11 protein-coding genes are annotated in these 15,106 nt (G+C 68.1%); 8 read left to right on the top strand and 3 right to left on the bottom strand.

Annotation, left to right across the window (positions count from 1 at the left end):
• Window positions 1-143: 143 nt before the first annotated feature.
• Together DESTE_RS11565 and DESTE_RS11560 are read right to left on the bottom strand one after the other, a co-directional pair.
• Window positions 144-1,334 carry a hypothetical protein gene (locus DESTE_RS11565; protein WP_035067786.1) on the bottom strand — a complete coding sequence of 397 codons (1,191 nt, stop codon included), beginning with the start codon at window positions 1,332-1,334 and terminating at the stop codon, window positions 144-146.
• Window positions 1,331-2,401 (bottom strand): permease, encoded by a 1,071-nt coding sequence (locus DESTE_RS11560; RefSeq protein ID WP_035067784.1) that lies wholly within the window; start codon window positions 2,399-2,401, stop codon window positions 1,331-1,333. The genes DESTE_RS11565 and DESTE_RS11560 overlap by 4 nt, the downstream gene beginning before the upstream one ends.
• An 815-nt stretch (window positions 2,402-3,216) precedes the next feature.
• On the opposite strand from DESTE_RS11560, the gene DESTE_RS11555 reads away from it, so the two are divergent.
• From DESTE_RS11555 to DESTE_RS11520, 8 genes are all read left to right on the top strand, one after another.
• Window positions 3,217-3,993, top strand: coding sequence for a DUF169 domain-containing protein (locus DESTE_RS11555; RefSeq protein ID WP_035067782.1), 777 nt, complete (start codon window positions 3,217-3,219; stop codon window positions 3,991-3,993).
• 96 nt (window positions 3,994-4,089) lie between these two features.
• Window positions 4,090-5,229, top strand: a complete 1,140-nt coding sequence (locus tag DESTE_RS11550) for a sulfite exporter TauE/SafE family protein (protein WP_035067779.1) — start codon at window positions 4,090-4,092, stop codon at window positions 5,227-5,229.
• An 88-nt stretch (window positions 5,230-5,317) separates the two neighbouring features.
• Window positions 5,318-5,983, top strand: a complete 666-nt coding sequence (locus DESTE_RS11545) for a hypothetical protein (RefSeq protein WP_035067777.1) — start codon at window positions 5,318-5,320, stop codon at window positions 5,981-5,983.
• A 27-nt stretch (window positions 5,984-6,010) separates the two neighbouring features.
• Window positions 6,011-6,955, top strand: a complete 945-nt coding sequence (locus DESTE_RS11540) for a phosphate/phosphite/phosphonate ABC transporter substrate-binding protein (protein WP_035067775.1) — start codon at window positions 6,011-6,013, stop codon at window positions 6,953-6,955.
• The gene (locus tag DESTE_RS11535; protein ID WP_035067773.1) at window positions 6,952-9,129 is read left to right on the top strand and encodes an ATP-binding protein; all 2,178 of its coding nucleotides are present in this window, start codon (window positions 6,952-6,954) and stop codon (window positions 9,127-9,129) included. Before DESTE_RS11540 ends, DESTE_RS11535 begins: the two co-directional genes overlap by 4 nt.
• A gap of 227 nt (window positions 9,130-9,356) precedes the next feature.
• The gene (locus DESTE_RS11530) at window positions 9,357-9,716 is read left to right on the top strand and encodes a response regulator (RefSeq protein ID WP_035067771.1); all 360 of its coding nucleotides are present in this window, start codon (window positions 9,357-9,359) and stop codon (window positions 9,714-9,716) included.
• A gap of 133 nt (window positions 9,717-9,849) precedes the next feature.
• Window positions 9,850-12,480, top strand: coding sequence for a PEP/pyruvate-binding domain-containing protein (locus DESTE_RS11525; protein WP_035067769.1), 2,631 nt, complete (start codon window positions 9,850-9,852; stop codon window positions 12,478-12,480).
• Window positions 12,477-13,901 (top strand): protein-tyrosine phosphatase family protein, encoded by a 1,425-nt coding sequence (locus DESTE_RS11520; protein WP_084559442.1) that lies wholly within the window; start codon window positions 12,477-12,479, stop codon window positions 13,899-13,901. The genes DESTE_RS11525 and DESTE_RS11520 overlap by 4 nt, the downstream gene beginning before the upstream one ends.
• Window positions 13,902-14,117: 216 nt before the next feature.
• On the opposite strand, the gene DESTE_RS11515 is transcribed toward DESTE_RS11520, so the two are convergent.
• The gene (locus DESTE_RS11515) at window positions 14,118-14,867 is read right to left on the bottom strand and encodes a type 1 glutamine amidotransferase domain-containing protein (protein ID WP_035067767.1); all 750 of its coding nucleotides are present in this window, start codon (window positions 14,865-14,867) and stop codon (window positions 14,118-14,120) included.
• Between the last annotated feature and the right edge of the window lie 239 nt (window positions 14,868-15,106).

The raw sequence follows: 15,106 nt of genomic DNA, 5'->3' as shown, positions 1-15,106 counted from the left end.
GGGTGCGAAGCGTTCCGCATCTGCCGACGCATGAACAAAACAACCGGGAGTGGCCGCAGGGCCGCTCCCGGTCTTGTCATGTACGCGTTGCGAAAAGGTGAAGGCGAATGGGGCGGGATTGATGATGCGCCGACGGCGCGCCCTTACCACAAATAAGGTTCGGCCTCGCGCCACTGGAAGATGAACGGATCGCCCGGCGGCGGAATGAGCCGGACCGCGTCCGCCGTGAACACCCAGCCGGGGTTCAGCGACCCGGAAAACACGTCGCGCGGGGCAAGGCGGGCCAGCCTGGCGGGCAGTTTTTCGCGGGTCAGGTGGCCGTACACTTCCACCCACTGGCCGTCGCGCAGCCCGGCCAGCACGCCGCGCGATGCCGGCAACGGCAGCGCGGGGGCTGCGCCGGGTGCGGGCGGTGAGGTGACAGGGGCAGGGGCGGGCTGGGGCGCGCGGTCATCACCCTGCACGCCGGATCGAACCGCAAAGCCCCCCGCCGTGGCATCGGCCAGGCAGCAGTACAGGTTCACCCGGAACACGGCCACCGCGCCCTGGGCATCCAGGGTGGGATGCCGGGTCACCGCGCCACGAAACACGTAGCGTCCGGCCAGTTCCTCCGGCCTGTCGCGCTGCTCCAGCAGGAACAGTTCCGCCAGGTTGATACGCACGTACTCCTTGTCCGCGTACGTGGCGCGCGGACCCAACTCGTCGTCGCCCCCATCAGAAACCGGCGCGTCATCGAATGGACCGGGGAACGGACCGGGACGGGAACCGGGCTTTCCGGGTGTCTCCCAACCATCTGACGGCCCGGCAAAGGCATCCGGATCGTCATACTTCGCATCGGGCCGCGCACCGGACTGCATGTCCGGCCCCACGGCGGTGCCGAGAGGCACGGACCGGGCCGGAACAGCCTGGCTGGCTGGATTCGCGGATACCGGTGCATCCGTCGGCCCGCTGCCAAGCCGCCCCGTTACCACGCCGCCCGGAGCGCTCGACGGCGCGCCCGCGCTCCACCAGTCCACCGTGGCCGTCAGGCTCACCCCCAGCAGCAACCCCAGCAACAAGGCCCGGCGCAACGGCACGGGGCGTGCGACGGCCCCTGCCCCCGAGGTCGTTATGGATGCCGCGCCCGTCATGCCGCGCAGCAGCAGCGCCCCGCCCAGCACGGCCAGCGCCGCTCCGGTGAGCAGGGTCAGCCACAGGAAACGCGGGTTCAAAAGCATGGAATAAGCGCCCGACCAGCCCAGCCAGGCGATGACCAGCGCCGTGCCCCACAGCAGGGCCACGTCGACAAGGACGACGGCGGGGGGCAGGCGCAATGAACGACGGACGGCGCTCATTCCAGCACCCCCAACCCGGCAAGCAGCATGCACGCCGCCCACACGCAAAGGGTAGGCAGCACCACCAGCCGCAGCACCAGTCCGCGCCGAAAGGCCGCGCCGTACATGGCCATCAGCTTCAGGTCCAGCATGGGGCCCAGCGCCACGAAGGCCAGCCGGGCCGAGGCGGGAAAGCCCACGAACGAGGCGGCCACGAAGGCGTCGGCCTCGGAGCACACGCTGAGCAGCACGGCCAGCCCCATCAGGGCCGGAATGGCCAGGGCCGGGGTATCCATGAACAGGAACAGCGCCTCGGGCGGGGCAAAGGTGCGGAACGCGGCGGCGGCCAGCGCGCCCGGCAGCAGCCAGGCGCAGGCGTCCAGCAGGTCGGCGGTCATGTGCCGGGCCACCCCGTGCAGTTGCGCCACGCGGGATACGGCGGCGGCAGGCGGGGCAACGGCGGGGGACGCCGCGCCGTTCGCCGCAGAGGCCATGGCAGGCGTCGTCGCCATGGCCCCCTGCACCGTGCGGAACTGCGGCAGCAGCGGGGCCTGTGTGCTGACGGGGTCGGCATGGACATGGTCATGCCCGCACGCGTCGTGATCATGCCCGCAGCCGCACCCGCAGGAATCCTGCGTTCCGGCCACATTGGACCGCAAGGCCTCGTCCACGGCCATGCGGCGCACCGAAATGCCCACCGCCACCGCCGTTGCGGCCACCACCGCCGCGCGCAGCCCGGTCATCAGCGCGTCGCCGCGAAAGGCCACCCAGGTGGACACCATGACCACCGGGTTCACCACGGGCGCGGCCAGCATGTAGGCCACCGCCGCGGGTACGGGCACCCCCTTGCCCATCATGCGCCGCACCACGGGCACCACCCCGCATTCGCAGGTGGGCAGCACCGTGCCCAGCGCCACGCCAAAGGCCAGCGCCCCCGGCAGCGATTTGGGCACCCGCCGCTCCACCCAGGCCCGGGGCACGAAGACCTCCATGCAGGCGGACACCAGCGATCCCAGCACCAGGAAGGGCAGGGCTTCGAGAAACACGGCAAGGGCGGTCTGGGCGAGATGGATGAGGCGTGCGTCCATGAAATGATGTGCCGGGGATGATGTGAGGGGGAAGGAAAGGCTGGTGCGCGGGGAGCAATGGCGGCGGCCAATGGCCGGAATGGCCGATGCGACGGAACGGCGCCGGTATCCGTGGCCGCAACGCCCGCATACCTTGCGCCGCACGCAAATGCAACCGGGTTGCATCCGGCTCCGCCGCACCCCTTGCGGCCTGTCCGGCCAGCACCTTGTTCCCCTCCGAAGAGAGCGCCGGGGGCGTATTGATTTTACATCTGTTTCATATGTTCATTCCACACCGGGCATGGTATGAAGACAACGAAATCCCTCGCGCCTCCACCCCTCCCCGCCTGAACACCTGCACCATTTCACATGTAATAATCTAAAATATATTTTCATTATTTATTTCACATAAACCTCTCAAAAATACACCAAGCAACAGCCTTGTGCTTGTGCGAAAAGTACATTTTTTCGCATTCCCGTTTTCCATTGCCCGGTTTTTTCACCGCTGGTAGGGGCGGCCTACCGACACGCCGCCGTTCCGTATCCGGCTGCCCCGGCTGGCAGGCCCAGGCAGAACCGCCGGATGCGCACCACAGGCGCGCCGCGAAGGCGGCATCCCCTTCGCCGAAGGCAACCCGGCATCACCCTCCGCCTGTGCGGACTGCGGGGGAGGACCACGGGATGACCGGTGATGGCCCCGAAACGGTCAGTGAACGACCGGGGAACGACCGGGGGGAGAAAAGGACGGCGGCGCTACCCGCCCCAGGCCGCGCGGCCACGCCGCGCCCAGGCAGGCACGACACGCAACACGGGCCGCGCGCCCGAGGAGATCGCACATGTCGCTGAGCTACAAGGAAATGCAGCAGGTCCTGATGGACGAACTGCGCCTGTACCACTACCCCATCGCCGTCAAGTTCTTCTTCGACGAAGCGGAGCTGGAAACCTTCAAGGACAAGGCCGAATTCTACCTGCCCGTGAAGCCCATGACCTTCTGCCAGTGGGAAATCGCCGCCCGCATGAAGGGCCAGACCGTGCTGTCCGGCCCCGAGGGCCTGGGCTGCTCCAACGCCCTGGTGTCCTTCGGCTGGAAGGAAATCGACGACAACGAAATCAAGAGCCACGCCAAGTACGTGCGCGACCTGGCCCAGGCCGAACGCTTCGTGCGCTCCAAGCCGCGCCTGCCCGAAGGCCTGAAGGCCATTGCCGTGGGTCCGCTGGGCGACGCCGTGGTCGATCCTTCGGTGGTTCACTTCTACTGTGACAACATGCAGGCCTACCACCTGGCCGTGGACTACATGGCCGCCACCGACCAGCACCCGCTGAAGACCAACGTGACCATGAACTCGTCCGCCTGCGGCGGCACGGTGTACTCGTACCAGGAAAAGACCGCCAACATGCTGCCCGCCTGCTCCGGCAGCTACAACGCGGGCAAGACCGAGCGCGGCGAAATCAACTTCGTGATCCCCGGCGAACACATGGGCCTTACCGTGGAACGCCTGCTGGAACGCAAGCGCAACCTGGGCAGCGGCGCCATCACCCGCCCCGGCGACAATTTCCCCGGTGCGGACATCTGCAAGAACTGTCCGCTGATCATCTTCAAGAAAGAAAAGTAGGCACGACGGGGGCCGCCGCCCTGTCGCCCCCCGTATGCGGCGGCCCCCGTTCCCATTTTGGAAGCGCACCGAAACACCATCCCAAGGAGAGAGACCGTGTCCAAGCACACCAAACACCTGCTGCTGCTCGCGGCCGTCGTTGCCGTAAGCCTTCTGTGGTTCGAGCCCGCCTGGGCCGACAAGCTGTCCGACGCCATTGACGGCGCCGTGCAGGCCGGCAAGGTCAAGGCCGACGCCCCCGCCGGCTTCCTCGGCATTCCCGGCGCCCCCCATGTCAGCCCCATCCTGTCCTTTGCCTGGGCCGTGTGGGTGGGCTGGATCTTCTCCACCGTGGGCGCGTTCGGCGGCGTCATGGCCGGTGTGGGCCACATGTCGGTGTTCGGCCTTGGCGGCTACGTGAAGTCGCTGGGCAAGGACCTGCCCCTGAACAAGGTGGCCACCGACTCCATCCGCGCCTCGAACCAGTGGCTGGTGGGCTTTTCGGCCCTCATCTCCTCGTTCAACTACTACAAGATGGGCCGCCTCGTGCTGCCGCTGGCCCTGGCCCTTGGCGCGGGTTCGCTGCTGGGCGCCTGGGGTTCGGCCTCCATCTTCGCGGGCAAGGTTTCCTTCTCGCAGTACCAGGGCTACTTCGGCCTGTTCGTGCTGGTGCTGGGCCTGTACCTGTTCTGGGAAACCTCTCCCGCCGGCCAGGCCTCCAAGAAGAAGGCCAAGGAAGCCGCCAAGGCTTTCGAAGAAGCCGTGAAAAAGATCAAGAGCGGCGAACAGGTCGATGAAAAGGCCATCGGCGTGCACGTCATCTCCACCAGCCTGACCAAGTGCGTGTTCACCTTCTCGGGCGTGGAATTTTCGTTCAACCCCATCCTGCCCGTGGTGGGCGGCGTGATCATCTCCGCCATCGCCGCGTTCCTGGGCGTTGGCGGCGGCTTCCTGCTGGTGCCCTTCCTGACCAGCATCTCGCAGCTGCCCATGTACCTGGCCGCCGGCACCTCGGCCCTCGCCGTGCTGGTGTCCATGGTCACCTCCATCGCCACCCTGGTCAGCAAGGGCACCCCGCTCGACTGGACCATGATCGGCACCGAACTGGTGGGCATCTTCCTGGGCTCCATCATCGGCCCCCGCACCTCCAAGTACTTCTCCGACATGTGGCTGAAGCGCCTGTTCATCGTGCTGGCCCTGTACGTCGGCATCGACTACGTGCTGCGCGGCTTCTTCAACTACCGCATCTTCGGCTAGCCGAAACTGCACCGCCATTCGCCGGGGGGCGGGGCCACGGTCCCGCCCCCCTTTCCTTTTCCCGAAAACGAAGGCAACCTGACGCATCATGGATACCCTGCACGCCGCCCTCGCCTGGCTGGATCCCCTGTTCATCGCGCCCTACCGGCTGCCCGGCAACGCCGTGGTCGGCTTCGTGCTGGGCACCGCCGTGCTGGCCCTGTGGTGCATCGCCCTCGGCAGCGCGCTGTCGCTGTGCGCCACGCGCATCAACCGCCGCCGCCTGGCCGAGTTGCGCCACGGCATGGAGCATCATCACAAATTATCGGAAGCGGCCCTGCGCGCCGGTGACAAGGAAAGCTACAAGGCCGTCAACAGCCAGGCCCACGATGCCTTCGGCCACTATTTCTCGCTGGGCGGGGCCATGTTCTGCGTGTCCATCATTCCCCTGCCCTTCGCCCTGGCCTGGATGGACATGCGCTTTGCCGGGGCCACGCCGGAACTGCCGTGGGACGCCCCGCTCATCGGGCAGCAGCCCTCCATCGTGTTCTGGTTCCTGCTTCTGTACATTCCGTTGCGCATCACCTATGCCAACGTCATGTCCCGAACAGGGTGGTTCACCCGCCTGCAGGCCTGGGCCGCCACGCCGCCACCCGGCACCATCCCCGACGCGGCCTCCGAAGCCCCCGCCTCTTCCGGCCCTGCCCCTTCTGGCGCTGCCGATGATTCCGCCTGCCAGGCCAGCGGGGCCACCCAGAACGGTCGGGGCGGCTAGGCCCCCTTTTCCTCCCGGAGCCGCACGGTGCGCACACGCTTTCTCGCCATAGCCGCCCTCGTCATGGTCTTTGCCGCCGCCGTCCAGTTGTGGTGGGACAACGAGCCCGTGACCCCGGTGGACATGACCCGCCGGGCCGAGGTGAAGGCCCCGGAAGCGGTGCCCGCCATCACCTACGCCTATCTGCCGCAGTATTCGCACTCCACCTCGTACCTGCGCCACCGCGCCCTGGTGGAATACCTGCAAAAGGCCACGGGCCTCGCCATCCGCCAGGTGTTTCCCGACACCTTCGAGGCGCACCGCCGCATGGTGGAGCGCGGCGAAATCGACATCTCCTTCTCCAACCCCATGACCTACGTGCTGCTGGCGCAAAGCGGCGCGCGGGCCTTCGCGGGCATCGTCGAGCCCTCGGGCCGGGCCACCTTCCGGGGGCAGATCATCGCCCGCGCCGACAACACCGCCATCCAGAACGAACAGGACTGCCAGGGCAAGCGCTGGATCGCCGTGGACCCCTATTCCGCCGGGGGCTATCTGTTCGTGCTGGGGCATTTTCGCGACAAGGGCCTGTCGGAAAGCGACTTCGCCGAAATCGCCTTTGCCCCCGGCCCCGGCGGCAAGCAGGAAAAGGCCGTGCTGGGCGTGTACGCGGGCCGCTACGACATCGCCTCCATCCGCGAAGGCACCCTGGGCATCCTGGAAGGCAAGGTGGACCTTTCCGCCCTGAAGGTGGTGGCCAACACCCGCGAATACCCCAGCTGGGTCTATGCCGCGCGCAAGGGGCTGGACCCGGACATCGTGCAGCGCATCGCCAGCGCCCTGTTCGCGCTTTCGGAAAACGATCCCGAGCACGAGCGCATCCTGGCCGCCGCGGGCATGCGCGGCATCATCCCCACCACCGACCGCGACTACGACCCCTGCCGCGAACTGTTCTCCAAGCTGCGGCTCGACCCTTCCAAGGTGGGGCTGGAATGAACCCGCTGCGCCGCCTGAACTTTCGCCGCAAGCTCAACCTCGGCATCACGCTCATCGTGCTGTTCGTGGCCGCGCTGCTGGCCGTGTTCGTCACCCGCATCGCGGCCAACGCACTCATAGAGGAAAGCAAGCGGCGCGGCGCCGTGCTGGCCACCAACCTGGCCCTGCGCGCGGCCGACCCCATGCTGTCCACCGACTTCCTGCGCCTGCGCAACCTGGTGGACGAACTGCTGAACGTGGACAGCGACATCGTCTACGCCTTCATCGTGGACGACCGCGACCAGGTGCTGGCCCACACCTTTGGCCGCACCTTTCCGCTGGATCTGCTGGAAGCCAACAAGGCCGTGGACGGCCACCTTGCCGTGCACCTGCTGGATACCGGGCGCGAACGCATCTACGACTTTGCCGCGCCGGTGATGGTGGGCGGGCGCGAGTTCGGCGCCATCCGCATCGGGCTTTCGCGCACCAAGGTGCTGGACGTGGTCAACGGCATGATCTTCGCCATCAGCGGGCTTTCCGTCGTGGCGCTGCTGGTGGCCGTGGTCATCAGCGCCCACTTCGCCAAGCGCATCACCGCCCGCATCGGCGCGCTGAAGGTACACGCCGAGGAAATCGTGCGCGGCAACCTGCAATTGCCCGCCACCACCTCCGCCCGGCGCAACTGCTGGGAACAGCGGCTGTGCGGCCGTACCGACTGCCCCGCCTACGGCGACACCGAACGCCGCTGCTGGTACGTCAAGGGCACCGCCTGCGCGGGCTGCGACGGCAGGGCCTACCCCGCAAAACTCGCCCAGTGCCGCCAGTGCGAGGTGTACGAAACCTTTGCCGGTGACGAGATAGAAGAACTGGCCGACACCTTCGACGTCATGGCCCACGCCCTGCGCGCCCACATTGCCGAACTGCGCGAGACCGAGCGCGACCTGACGCGCCAGCAGGGCATCATGCGCACCATCCTGGAAGTGACCCCAGACCGGCTGGCCCTGCTGGACGAACATCTGCGCTACCTTTCCGTAAACAAGGCCTTTGCCGATTCGCTGGGCCTGCCCCCGTCGGAAATCATCGGCAAGAGCGACTTCGACATCTTTCCGCGCGACAAGGCCGAACTGCGCGTGGCCGAGAACCGCGCCATCCTCACCGGCGGCCTGCCCGTGTACCGAGAGGCGCAGGACCGCCGCGACGCCGGTTCGGCAGCAGGGGGCAACGATCCCGCCTCCGACTTCGGCCATGGCCGCGACGAATGGTTCCACCTGGTCAAGGTGCCCGTGTCCGACGAGACCGGCCGCATCATCGGCGTGCTGTCCACCGCGCGCGACATCACCGCCATCCGCAGCTATCAGGACCAGCTCATCCAGTCGCAGAAGATGGAATCGGTCGGCAAGCTGGCCGGGGGCGTGGCGCACGAAATCAACACTCCCCTCGGCATCATCCTGGGCTACGCGCAACTGCTGCAAGAGGACGTGCCCCCGGACGCCCAGATGCACCAGGACCTGCAGATCATCGAGAAGCAGGCCAAGTTCTGCCGCAAGATCGTCTCCGACCTGCTGGGCTTTTCGCGCCAGACCCAGAGCCAGAAAAAGGAGATGTGCTTCAACAACTCCATCATGGAAGTGGTCTCGCTGGTGCGTCACACCTTCTCGCTGGAAAACGTGACCATCCTCGCCGATCTGGACGACCGGCTGCCGGTCATCTACGGCGCGCCCGAAAAGCTGAAGCAGGTGTGGATGAACCTTCTGCACAACGCCTCCGGCGCCATGCCCGACGGCGGGCTGATCAAGGTGCGCACCCGGCTGGACATCATGAACATGACCGTCACCGTGTGGTTCGCCGATACCGGCATCGGCATTCCCGAAGCCAATCTGCAAAAGATCTTCGACCCGTTCTTTTCCACCAAGCCGGTGGGCAAGGGCACCGGCCTCGGCCTGTCCGTGTCCTTCGGCATCATCGAAGACCACGAAGGTTTCATCGAAGCGCACAGCCCCCTGCCGCAGGGATTCATCGACGAAGACATGCCCCAGGGCGCAACGCGCGGCCCCGGCACCGTGTTCCGCGTGGTCCTGCCTCTGGAACCCCAGGGCGCAGCCGACCTGCCCGATACCGACCCCCGGGCCAAGGTGCAGGAAGAGGAACCGCAGGAATATCCCCAAAATGACCAAACCGGGGAGGGGACCCTTTGAAAAGGGTCTCCCTCCCCGGCCCCCTCCCCCCTAAACTTTTTATTTGGGGGGAGATCCCCCGTTAAAGGGAACGGAGAGGGTACGTGTCATCAAAAATATAACCTGAACCCTGCGCTCACAATCTGTCCCCAACTCGGGGGTGCAGGGGGCAGGGGCCCCCTGCCCGCCGGAGGCGTAAAAAAACGCCTCCGCCCTGCTGCAAGCAGAAATCATAAGGAAGGAAGCCCATGGCGGATATCATCGTGCTGGACGACGTCATCGACGCGGGGGTGCTGATCAAGCGCATCCTGGAGCGCAAGGGCCACGCGGTCTCGGTGTTCACGGACGAGGAAGAGGCCATTGCCCACGTGCGCGGCAAGGGCGCGGACCTGGCCATCCTGGACATGAAGCTGCGGCGCATGACCGGAGTGGAGGTGCTGGAAGAGCTGAAAAAGCTGCGCCCGGACATCCGGGTGATCATGCTGACCGGCTACCCCACCCTGGAAACGGCGCGCGAATCGCTGCGCCTGGGCGCCAACGAGTACTGCGTGAAGCCCATCGACAAGGACGAACTGGAAAGCAAGGTGGCAGAGGTGCTGGGCGGGTAACGCCCGGGCGATAGGGGCGGGTAACACCCGTGCGGTCACGGAAACGGCGGTCGGCAGGGGACGGGCGCGCCAACGCAGCCCTGCCGGGTCTGACACCCCATCTCCGCCATCACGACTTTCCCAAGGGAGCGCAATGGCCATCGGCGAACTGTTCCGTCACTGGACCTACCAGGTCTTCGCGCCCGGCACCCTGCTGCGGCGCAAGTACAATGCGTTCCGCGAACTGCTGCGGTACGATTCGCGCAGCCTCGAGTTCATCGCAGAACTGGAGGACATCCACTACGGCAACGAGAAGGTGGACTGGTCGCGCGTGGTCGAGCTGGCCGACCAGCTGGACGACGCCGTGCGCGCCATGCTGGGCCAGCTGATGGAGATGAACCCCGCCCGGTACATGGGCCTGGCCGACTACTGCAACAAGATCGCCTTCTACATGCGCATGGCGGTCAGCGTGCCCGAGCCGGACCTGGCGCCGCCCTACGTCATTCCCCTGGCCGAGGCGCACCAGCGCCCGGACCGCGCGGGCGGCAAGGCCGCGCGCCTGGCCGCCGTGCGCGACCAGTCCATGCTGCCCGTGCCCGACGCCACGGTGGTCACCGCCGCCGCCTACCACTATTTCATCGAGCACAACGAACTGCGCGAACCCATCGACGCGCGCCTGCGCCGCCTGCGCCTGTCGCGCCCGGACGAACTGGCCGCCATTTCCGAGGAACTGCGGGCCATGATCCTGGAGGCGGAATTGCCGCCCCGACTGGAAGAGGACATCCTTACCGCCGCCTACGCCATGAGCCCCCAGCGCGCCCCGCTGGCGGTGCGCAGCAGCGCCGTGGCGGAAGACGGCCCGGTGTCCTTCGCCGGGCAGTATGCCAGCGTGCTGGGGGTGGAGCCGGGCCTCGCGGGCATGGCCTGGAAACGGGTGGTGGCCTCCAAATACCAGCCGCGCGCCCTGTCCTACCGCATCCTGCATGGCCTTGCCGACGCGGAAACCCCCATGGCCGCGCTGCTCATGCCCATGCTGGACGCGGCCTGCGCCGGGGTCATCTACACCCGCGACCCGGACCCGCCGCGCCGCCTGCCCGCGGAGGAACTGGCCGAGGGCGTCACCGCCGTGCACGCCGTGGCGGGCACTGGCGACGTGCTGGTCAGCGGCGACACGCCCGCGCAATCCGCGTGGCTGTCGCGCCGCCCGCGCAGCCGCATTCTGGAGCGGCCGGAAGCCGGGGGGACCACCCTTGCGCATCCGGTGCCGACAACGCCCCTGCTGACCACCGAGGACCTCAAGCGGCTGGCCCGCTATGGCCGCGAACTGGAAAACCTGTTCGGCGAGCCGCAGGACGTGGAGTGGGTGCTGGATACGACGGGGCGCATCTTCATCGTGCAGTCGCGCCCGGTGCCCGGCGGCACGGAACACGGCATCGTTCCGGAGCAGGCCGCCGGGGCCCGTGACGGTCAGGATGGCCGGAATGAAGCGGACGGCGCCGCCCCTGCGTCTGTCGCATCCCTCGCATCCCCCGCTTCGCATGACACCCTGCCCCTGCTGGCCGAAGGCAGCGAACCTGTTTCCGCCGGGGTGGGCAGCGGCACGGCCCGCCACGCGGCCATCTGCTGCGAAATCGGCGACATGCCCCAGGGGACAGTGCTGGTCACCACCACCCTCGGTCCTTCGTTGACCCGGATCATCGACCGGCTGGAGGCCGTGGTGGCCCAGACCGGCAGCCGGGCCTGCCATTTCGCCTCGGTGGCGCGCGAATTCGGGCTGCCGGTGGTTACCGGCATCGCCGATCCGTTCTCGGCCATTCCCGATGGAACCATGGTCACCGTGGACGGGGCCACGGGCCGGGTGCACGCGGGCAGGCCCCCCCGGGACAAGGGGAATGGCACGCAGCTCCGCGCCCGGCGCAAGGCTGCGGCGGCGGTCCGCGAGCGGCACGGCGGCATGCGCCGTCTGGCCCGGGCCATGCAGCACATCGCCAGGCTCAACCTGACGGACCCGGCCTCCAGCGACTTCGCGCCCGAAAACTGCCGGTCCATGCACGACCTGGTGCGCTTTGCCCACGAACGCGGCGTGGCCGAGATGTTCTCGCTGGTGGGGCGCGGCGGGCGCGGCCTTGGCGGCGCCAAGAAGCTGCGCACCGACGTCCCCATGATCATGTACGTGCTGAACATCGAGGACGGGCTGTTCCCCACGGCGGCGGGCAAGGAAGAAATCGGCCCCGACGACTTCCGCTCCACGCCCATGTGGGCGCTGTGGTTCGGCCTGTCCGCCGCGCGCGAGCTGTGGGCCAACATGCCCCCGGCGGCGGACTGGAACGAGCTGGACCGCATCAGCGCGGGCATATTCCGGCGCGATGCGCCCCAACTGGCCAGCTACGCGGTGATCTCCGCCCACTACGCGCACCTGATGATGCGCTTCGGCTACCATTTCGCGCTGGTGGACACCCTGTGCTCGCCAGAAGACCGCACCAACTACATCCAGTTCCGCTTCAAGGGCGGCGGCGCGGCGGCGGAAGGGCGCGAACTGCGCATCCGCGTGCTGGAACGGGTGCTGGCCCGGCAGGGCTTTGCCGTGAAGACGCGCGGCGACCTGCTGGATGCCCGGCACGGCCCGGACGCCGAGGCGGTGATCCAGAAGCGGCTGGCCATGCTGGGCATGCTGCTGGCGGAAACGCGCCTGCTGGACGTACGCCTGGGCGATGCCGACGAGGCCGAGGCCATGGCCGACGACTTCCTGGCCCGGCTGGACACGGCGGGCGGTAACGCGCCATGACCGCGCCCGCGCAGCCCCCGTCCGCCCCGCCAGCCGCATCGCCGCCGGGTACGCCTCCGTCGGATGCCCCGCCGCCGGGCGGCCCCGCGCGCGAGCCGTCGCTGGCCCCGACACCCGAAGGACAGGACGGCGGCTCGTCCCGCAAGGGGGGGCTGCTGCAACGCGCCGCGCAGGGGGTGGCGGCCTTCCTGCGCAACGCCCTGACCACCCAGGCCCCGTCCGGCCATCCCACGTTTCCGGTCACCTGGGTCACCCCGCACATCGCCGCCGGTCCCGCGCCGGTAACGCGCGAACATCTGGACGCCCTGCGCGAACAGGGCATCCAGGCCATCCTGAACCTGTGCGAAGAGCTGTGCGTGCTGGCCGACCTGGAGCAGGAACAGGGCTTCGACGTGTTCTACCTGCCCATAGAGGACGAACACGCCCCGGACGAGGCCGCACTGGAACAGGCCCTGGACTGGCTGGACGAGGCCGTGTACCTGGGCCGCCGGGTGTACATCCACTGCCGCTACGGCATAGGCCGCACCGGCACGGTGCTGAACGCCTACCTGCTGCGCCGGGGGCTGGGCCAGCGCCGGACGGAACGGCTGATGCGCCGCCTGCGTTCCAAGCCCGCCAATTACCGCCAGTGGAGCGCCCTGCGCCGCTACGGACGCCGCAACCGCGCCCTGACCCTGCGCGAGCCCGCGCCCGAACCTGCCCGCCACGATGACCTTTTGCCCGTGCTGGCCGAATACGAGGCCCTGGCCGCCCGGCTGGACGCGGCCCTGCGCGCCATGCCCCATATGGCCGATGCCCCGCAGTGCGGGCGCGACCACGCCCGCTGCTGCCGCGTGCCCCCGGTGGTGACGCTGGTGGAGGCCGCGGCCCTGGCCCGCAGTGCCGACACCCTGCTGACCGCCGCCCAGCGCGGGGCCGTGCAGGAGGCCTGCCGGGCGCACCGCAGCGGGGCCGACCGTGGGGCACAGGACCACAACACCGTGCGCGGCACCTCTTGCCCGCTGCTGGTCCGGACGACACCGGGCGCGGATGCGGGCGCGCCTGATGCACCGGGTACATTCAGTGAATCCGGCGAACCGGAACCCGCCGGGCGCTGCATGCTCTTTGCCCGCCGCCCGTTGCGTTGCCGCCTGTCGGACATTCCTTCCCCCACCCATACGCTGCCCGGCACCAACCTTTCCGAGAATGGCCCCAGCGAGGGCGAGCGCTTGTGGATTGAAATGCTGGAACAGCCGCTGGAAGAACTGTCGCGCCGCACCTTCACCGCGCTGGCCGGATGCGAACCGTCCGAGGATCCCCCCTGCTTCCCCCTGCCGGAAGTGCTGTCTGGCCGCTACGTGCAGACCGTGTTCCACGCCATCGCCTGCCTGCTGCGGCCCACGACGAACGGCAATGGCGGCAACGGCGGGGACAACAAGTAACGGAGCGGCAGCAACAGGCAGTCCACCCGAATCCGGGGCACCAGCCCCCGTATCCGGCATCCTCCCGCCGCCTCCTGTTCTTCTCCCCCACCCGCACGCCATGACACGACAAAGGGCAGGCGGTCGCATCGACCACCCGCCCTTGCTCGTTTCATGGTATCGGCTCGACGTGCCTGCCGCCCGTCACGGGGACACCCGCCGCTCATCGTCTTCTGGCTACGCCCCTTGTTTCCCCGGCTCACCGGGTTCCCTGATGGGTTCGCCCGGATACGGCGCGCAGCCGCATGAGCGGGCCAGCACTTCCAGCACCGCCTTGGCGGTGCGCTCGGACGAGGCAGGGTTCTGCCCGGTGACCAGCAGCCCGTCCGCCACCACATGCGGTTCCCACAGCGGGCCGCGCTCGTACTTGGCGCCAAGGCGGGTCAGCTCGTCCTGCAACAGGAAGGGCACCACCTGCGAAAGCCCCACCACGTCCTCTTCGGCGTTGGAGAACCCGGTCATGTTGCGCCGAGCCACCAACGGCTTGCCGTCGGGCGTGGTGGCCCGCACCAGCACGGCGGGGCCGTGGCACACCGCCGCCACGGGCTTGCCCGCGCGGTGCATGTTCTCGATGATGGCCAGCGAGCGCGCGTCGTCCACCAGGTCCCACAGGGGGCCGTGCCCGCCGGGGTAGAACAGTACGTCGTAGTCCTCTGGTCGCACTTCGGCCAGAGGCACGGTGTCCTGCAGGGCGGCCATGGCCGCCGGGTCTGCGGTGAAGCGGCGGGTAGTCTTGTTCTGGGCCTCTTCCGTCTCGCTGCGGGGGTCCACGGGCGCGGCGCCGCCCTTGGGCGAGGCCAGGGTGACCCGCGCCCCGGCATCCGTGAACACGTAATAGGGCGCGGCCAGTTCTTCCAGCCACAGCCCGGTCTTGTGGCCGGTATCGCCCAGCCTGTCGTTGGACGTGACGATCATCAACACCTTCATGGCAACCTCCCTATCTGACGGCGGCATGCGGCCAGCCGTGGCCAATGCGGAAAATTCCGGGACGTGCAGCGCGCCGCCAGACTGACATCCAGAAACGGCGGGGCGGATCGTCCATTATCCCAACATAGTGAACGCCGGGGGAGGGAGCAAGGGGAAAGACGGGCGGCAGGCCGTCGGGGGAGCAAGATGTGCTGCCCACGTGCTGTCCGGGTCCAGGCCCCGAGCTGTCCGTGTGCTGC

It is taken from the genome of Nitratidesulfovibrio termitidis HI1 (assembly GCF_000504305.1).
Classification (GTDB): domain Bacteria; phylum Desulfobacterota; class Desulfovibrionia; order Desulfovibrionales; family Desulfovibrionaceae; genus Cupidesulfovibrio; species Cupidesulfovibrio termitidis.
The sequence above is the reverse complement of the archived record's forward strand: the minus strand, read 5'-3'. Positions and strand labels throughout refer to the sequence as shown.

Excerpts from the sequence above, each read along its gene's own strand:
- DESTE_RS11565 (WP_035067786.1), bottom strand. The coding sequence starts at position 1,334 with ATGAGCGCCGTCCGTCGTTCATTGCGCCTGCCCCCCGCCGTCGTCCTT.
- DESTE_RS11560 (WP_035067784.1), bottom strand. The coding sequence starts at position 2,401 with ATGGACGCACGCCTCATCCATCTCGCCCAGACCGCCCTTGCCGTGTTT.
- DESTE_RS11555 (WP_035067782.1), top strand. The coding sequence starts at position 3,217 with ATGTCGCTGAGCTACAAGGAAATGCAGCAGGTCCTGATGGACGAACTG.
- DESTE_RS11545 (WP_035067777.1), top strand. The coding sequence starts at position 5,318 with ATGGATACCCTGCACGCCGCCCTCGCCTGGCTGGATCCCCTGTTCATC.
- DESTE_RS11535 (WP_035067773.1), top strand. The coding sequence starts at position 6,952 with ATGAACCCGCTGCGCCGCCTGAACTTTCGCCGCAAGCTCAACCTCGGC.
- DESTE_RS11530 (WP_035067771.1), top strand. The coding sequence starts at position 9,357 with ATGGCGGATATCATCGTGCTGGACGACGTCATCGACGCGGGGGTGCTG.
- DESTE_RS11525 (WP_035067769.1), top strand. The coding sequence starts at position 9,850 with ATGGCCATCGGCGAACTGTTCCGTCACTGGACCTACCAGGTCTTCGCG.
- DESTE_RS11520 (WP_084559442.1), top strand. The coding sequence starts at position 12,477 with ATGACCGCGCCCGCGCAGCCCCCGTCCGCCCCGCCAGCCGCATCGCCG.
- DESTE_RS11515 (WP_035067767.1), bottom strand. The coding sequence starts at position 14,867 with ATGAAGGTGTTGATGATCGTCACGTCCAACGACAGGCTGGGCGATACC.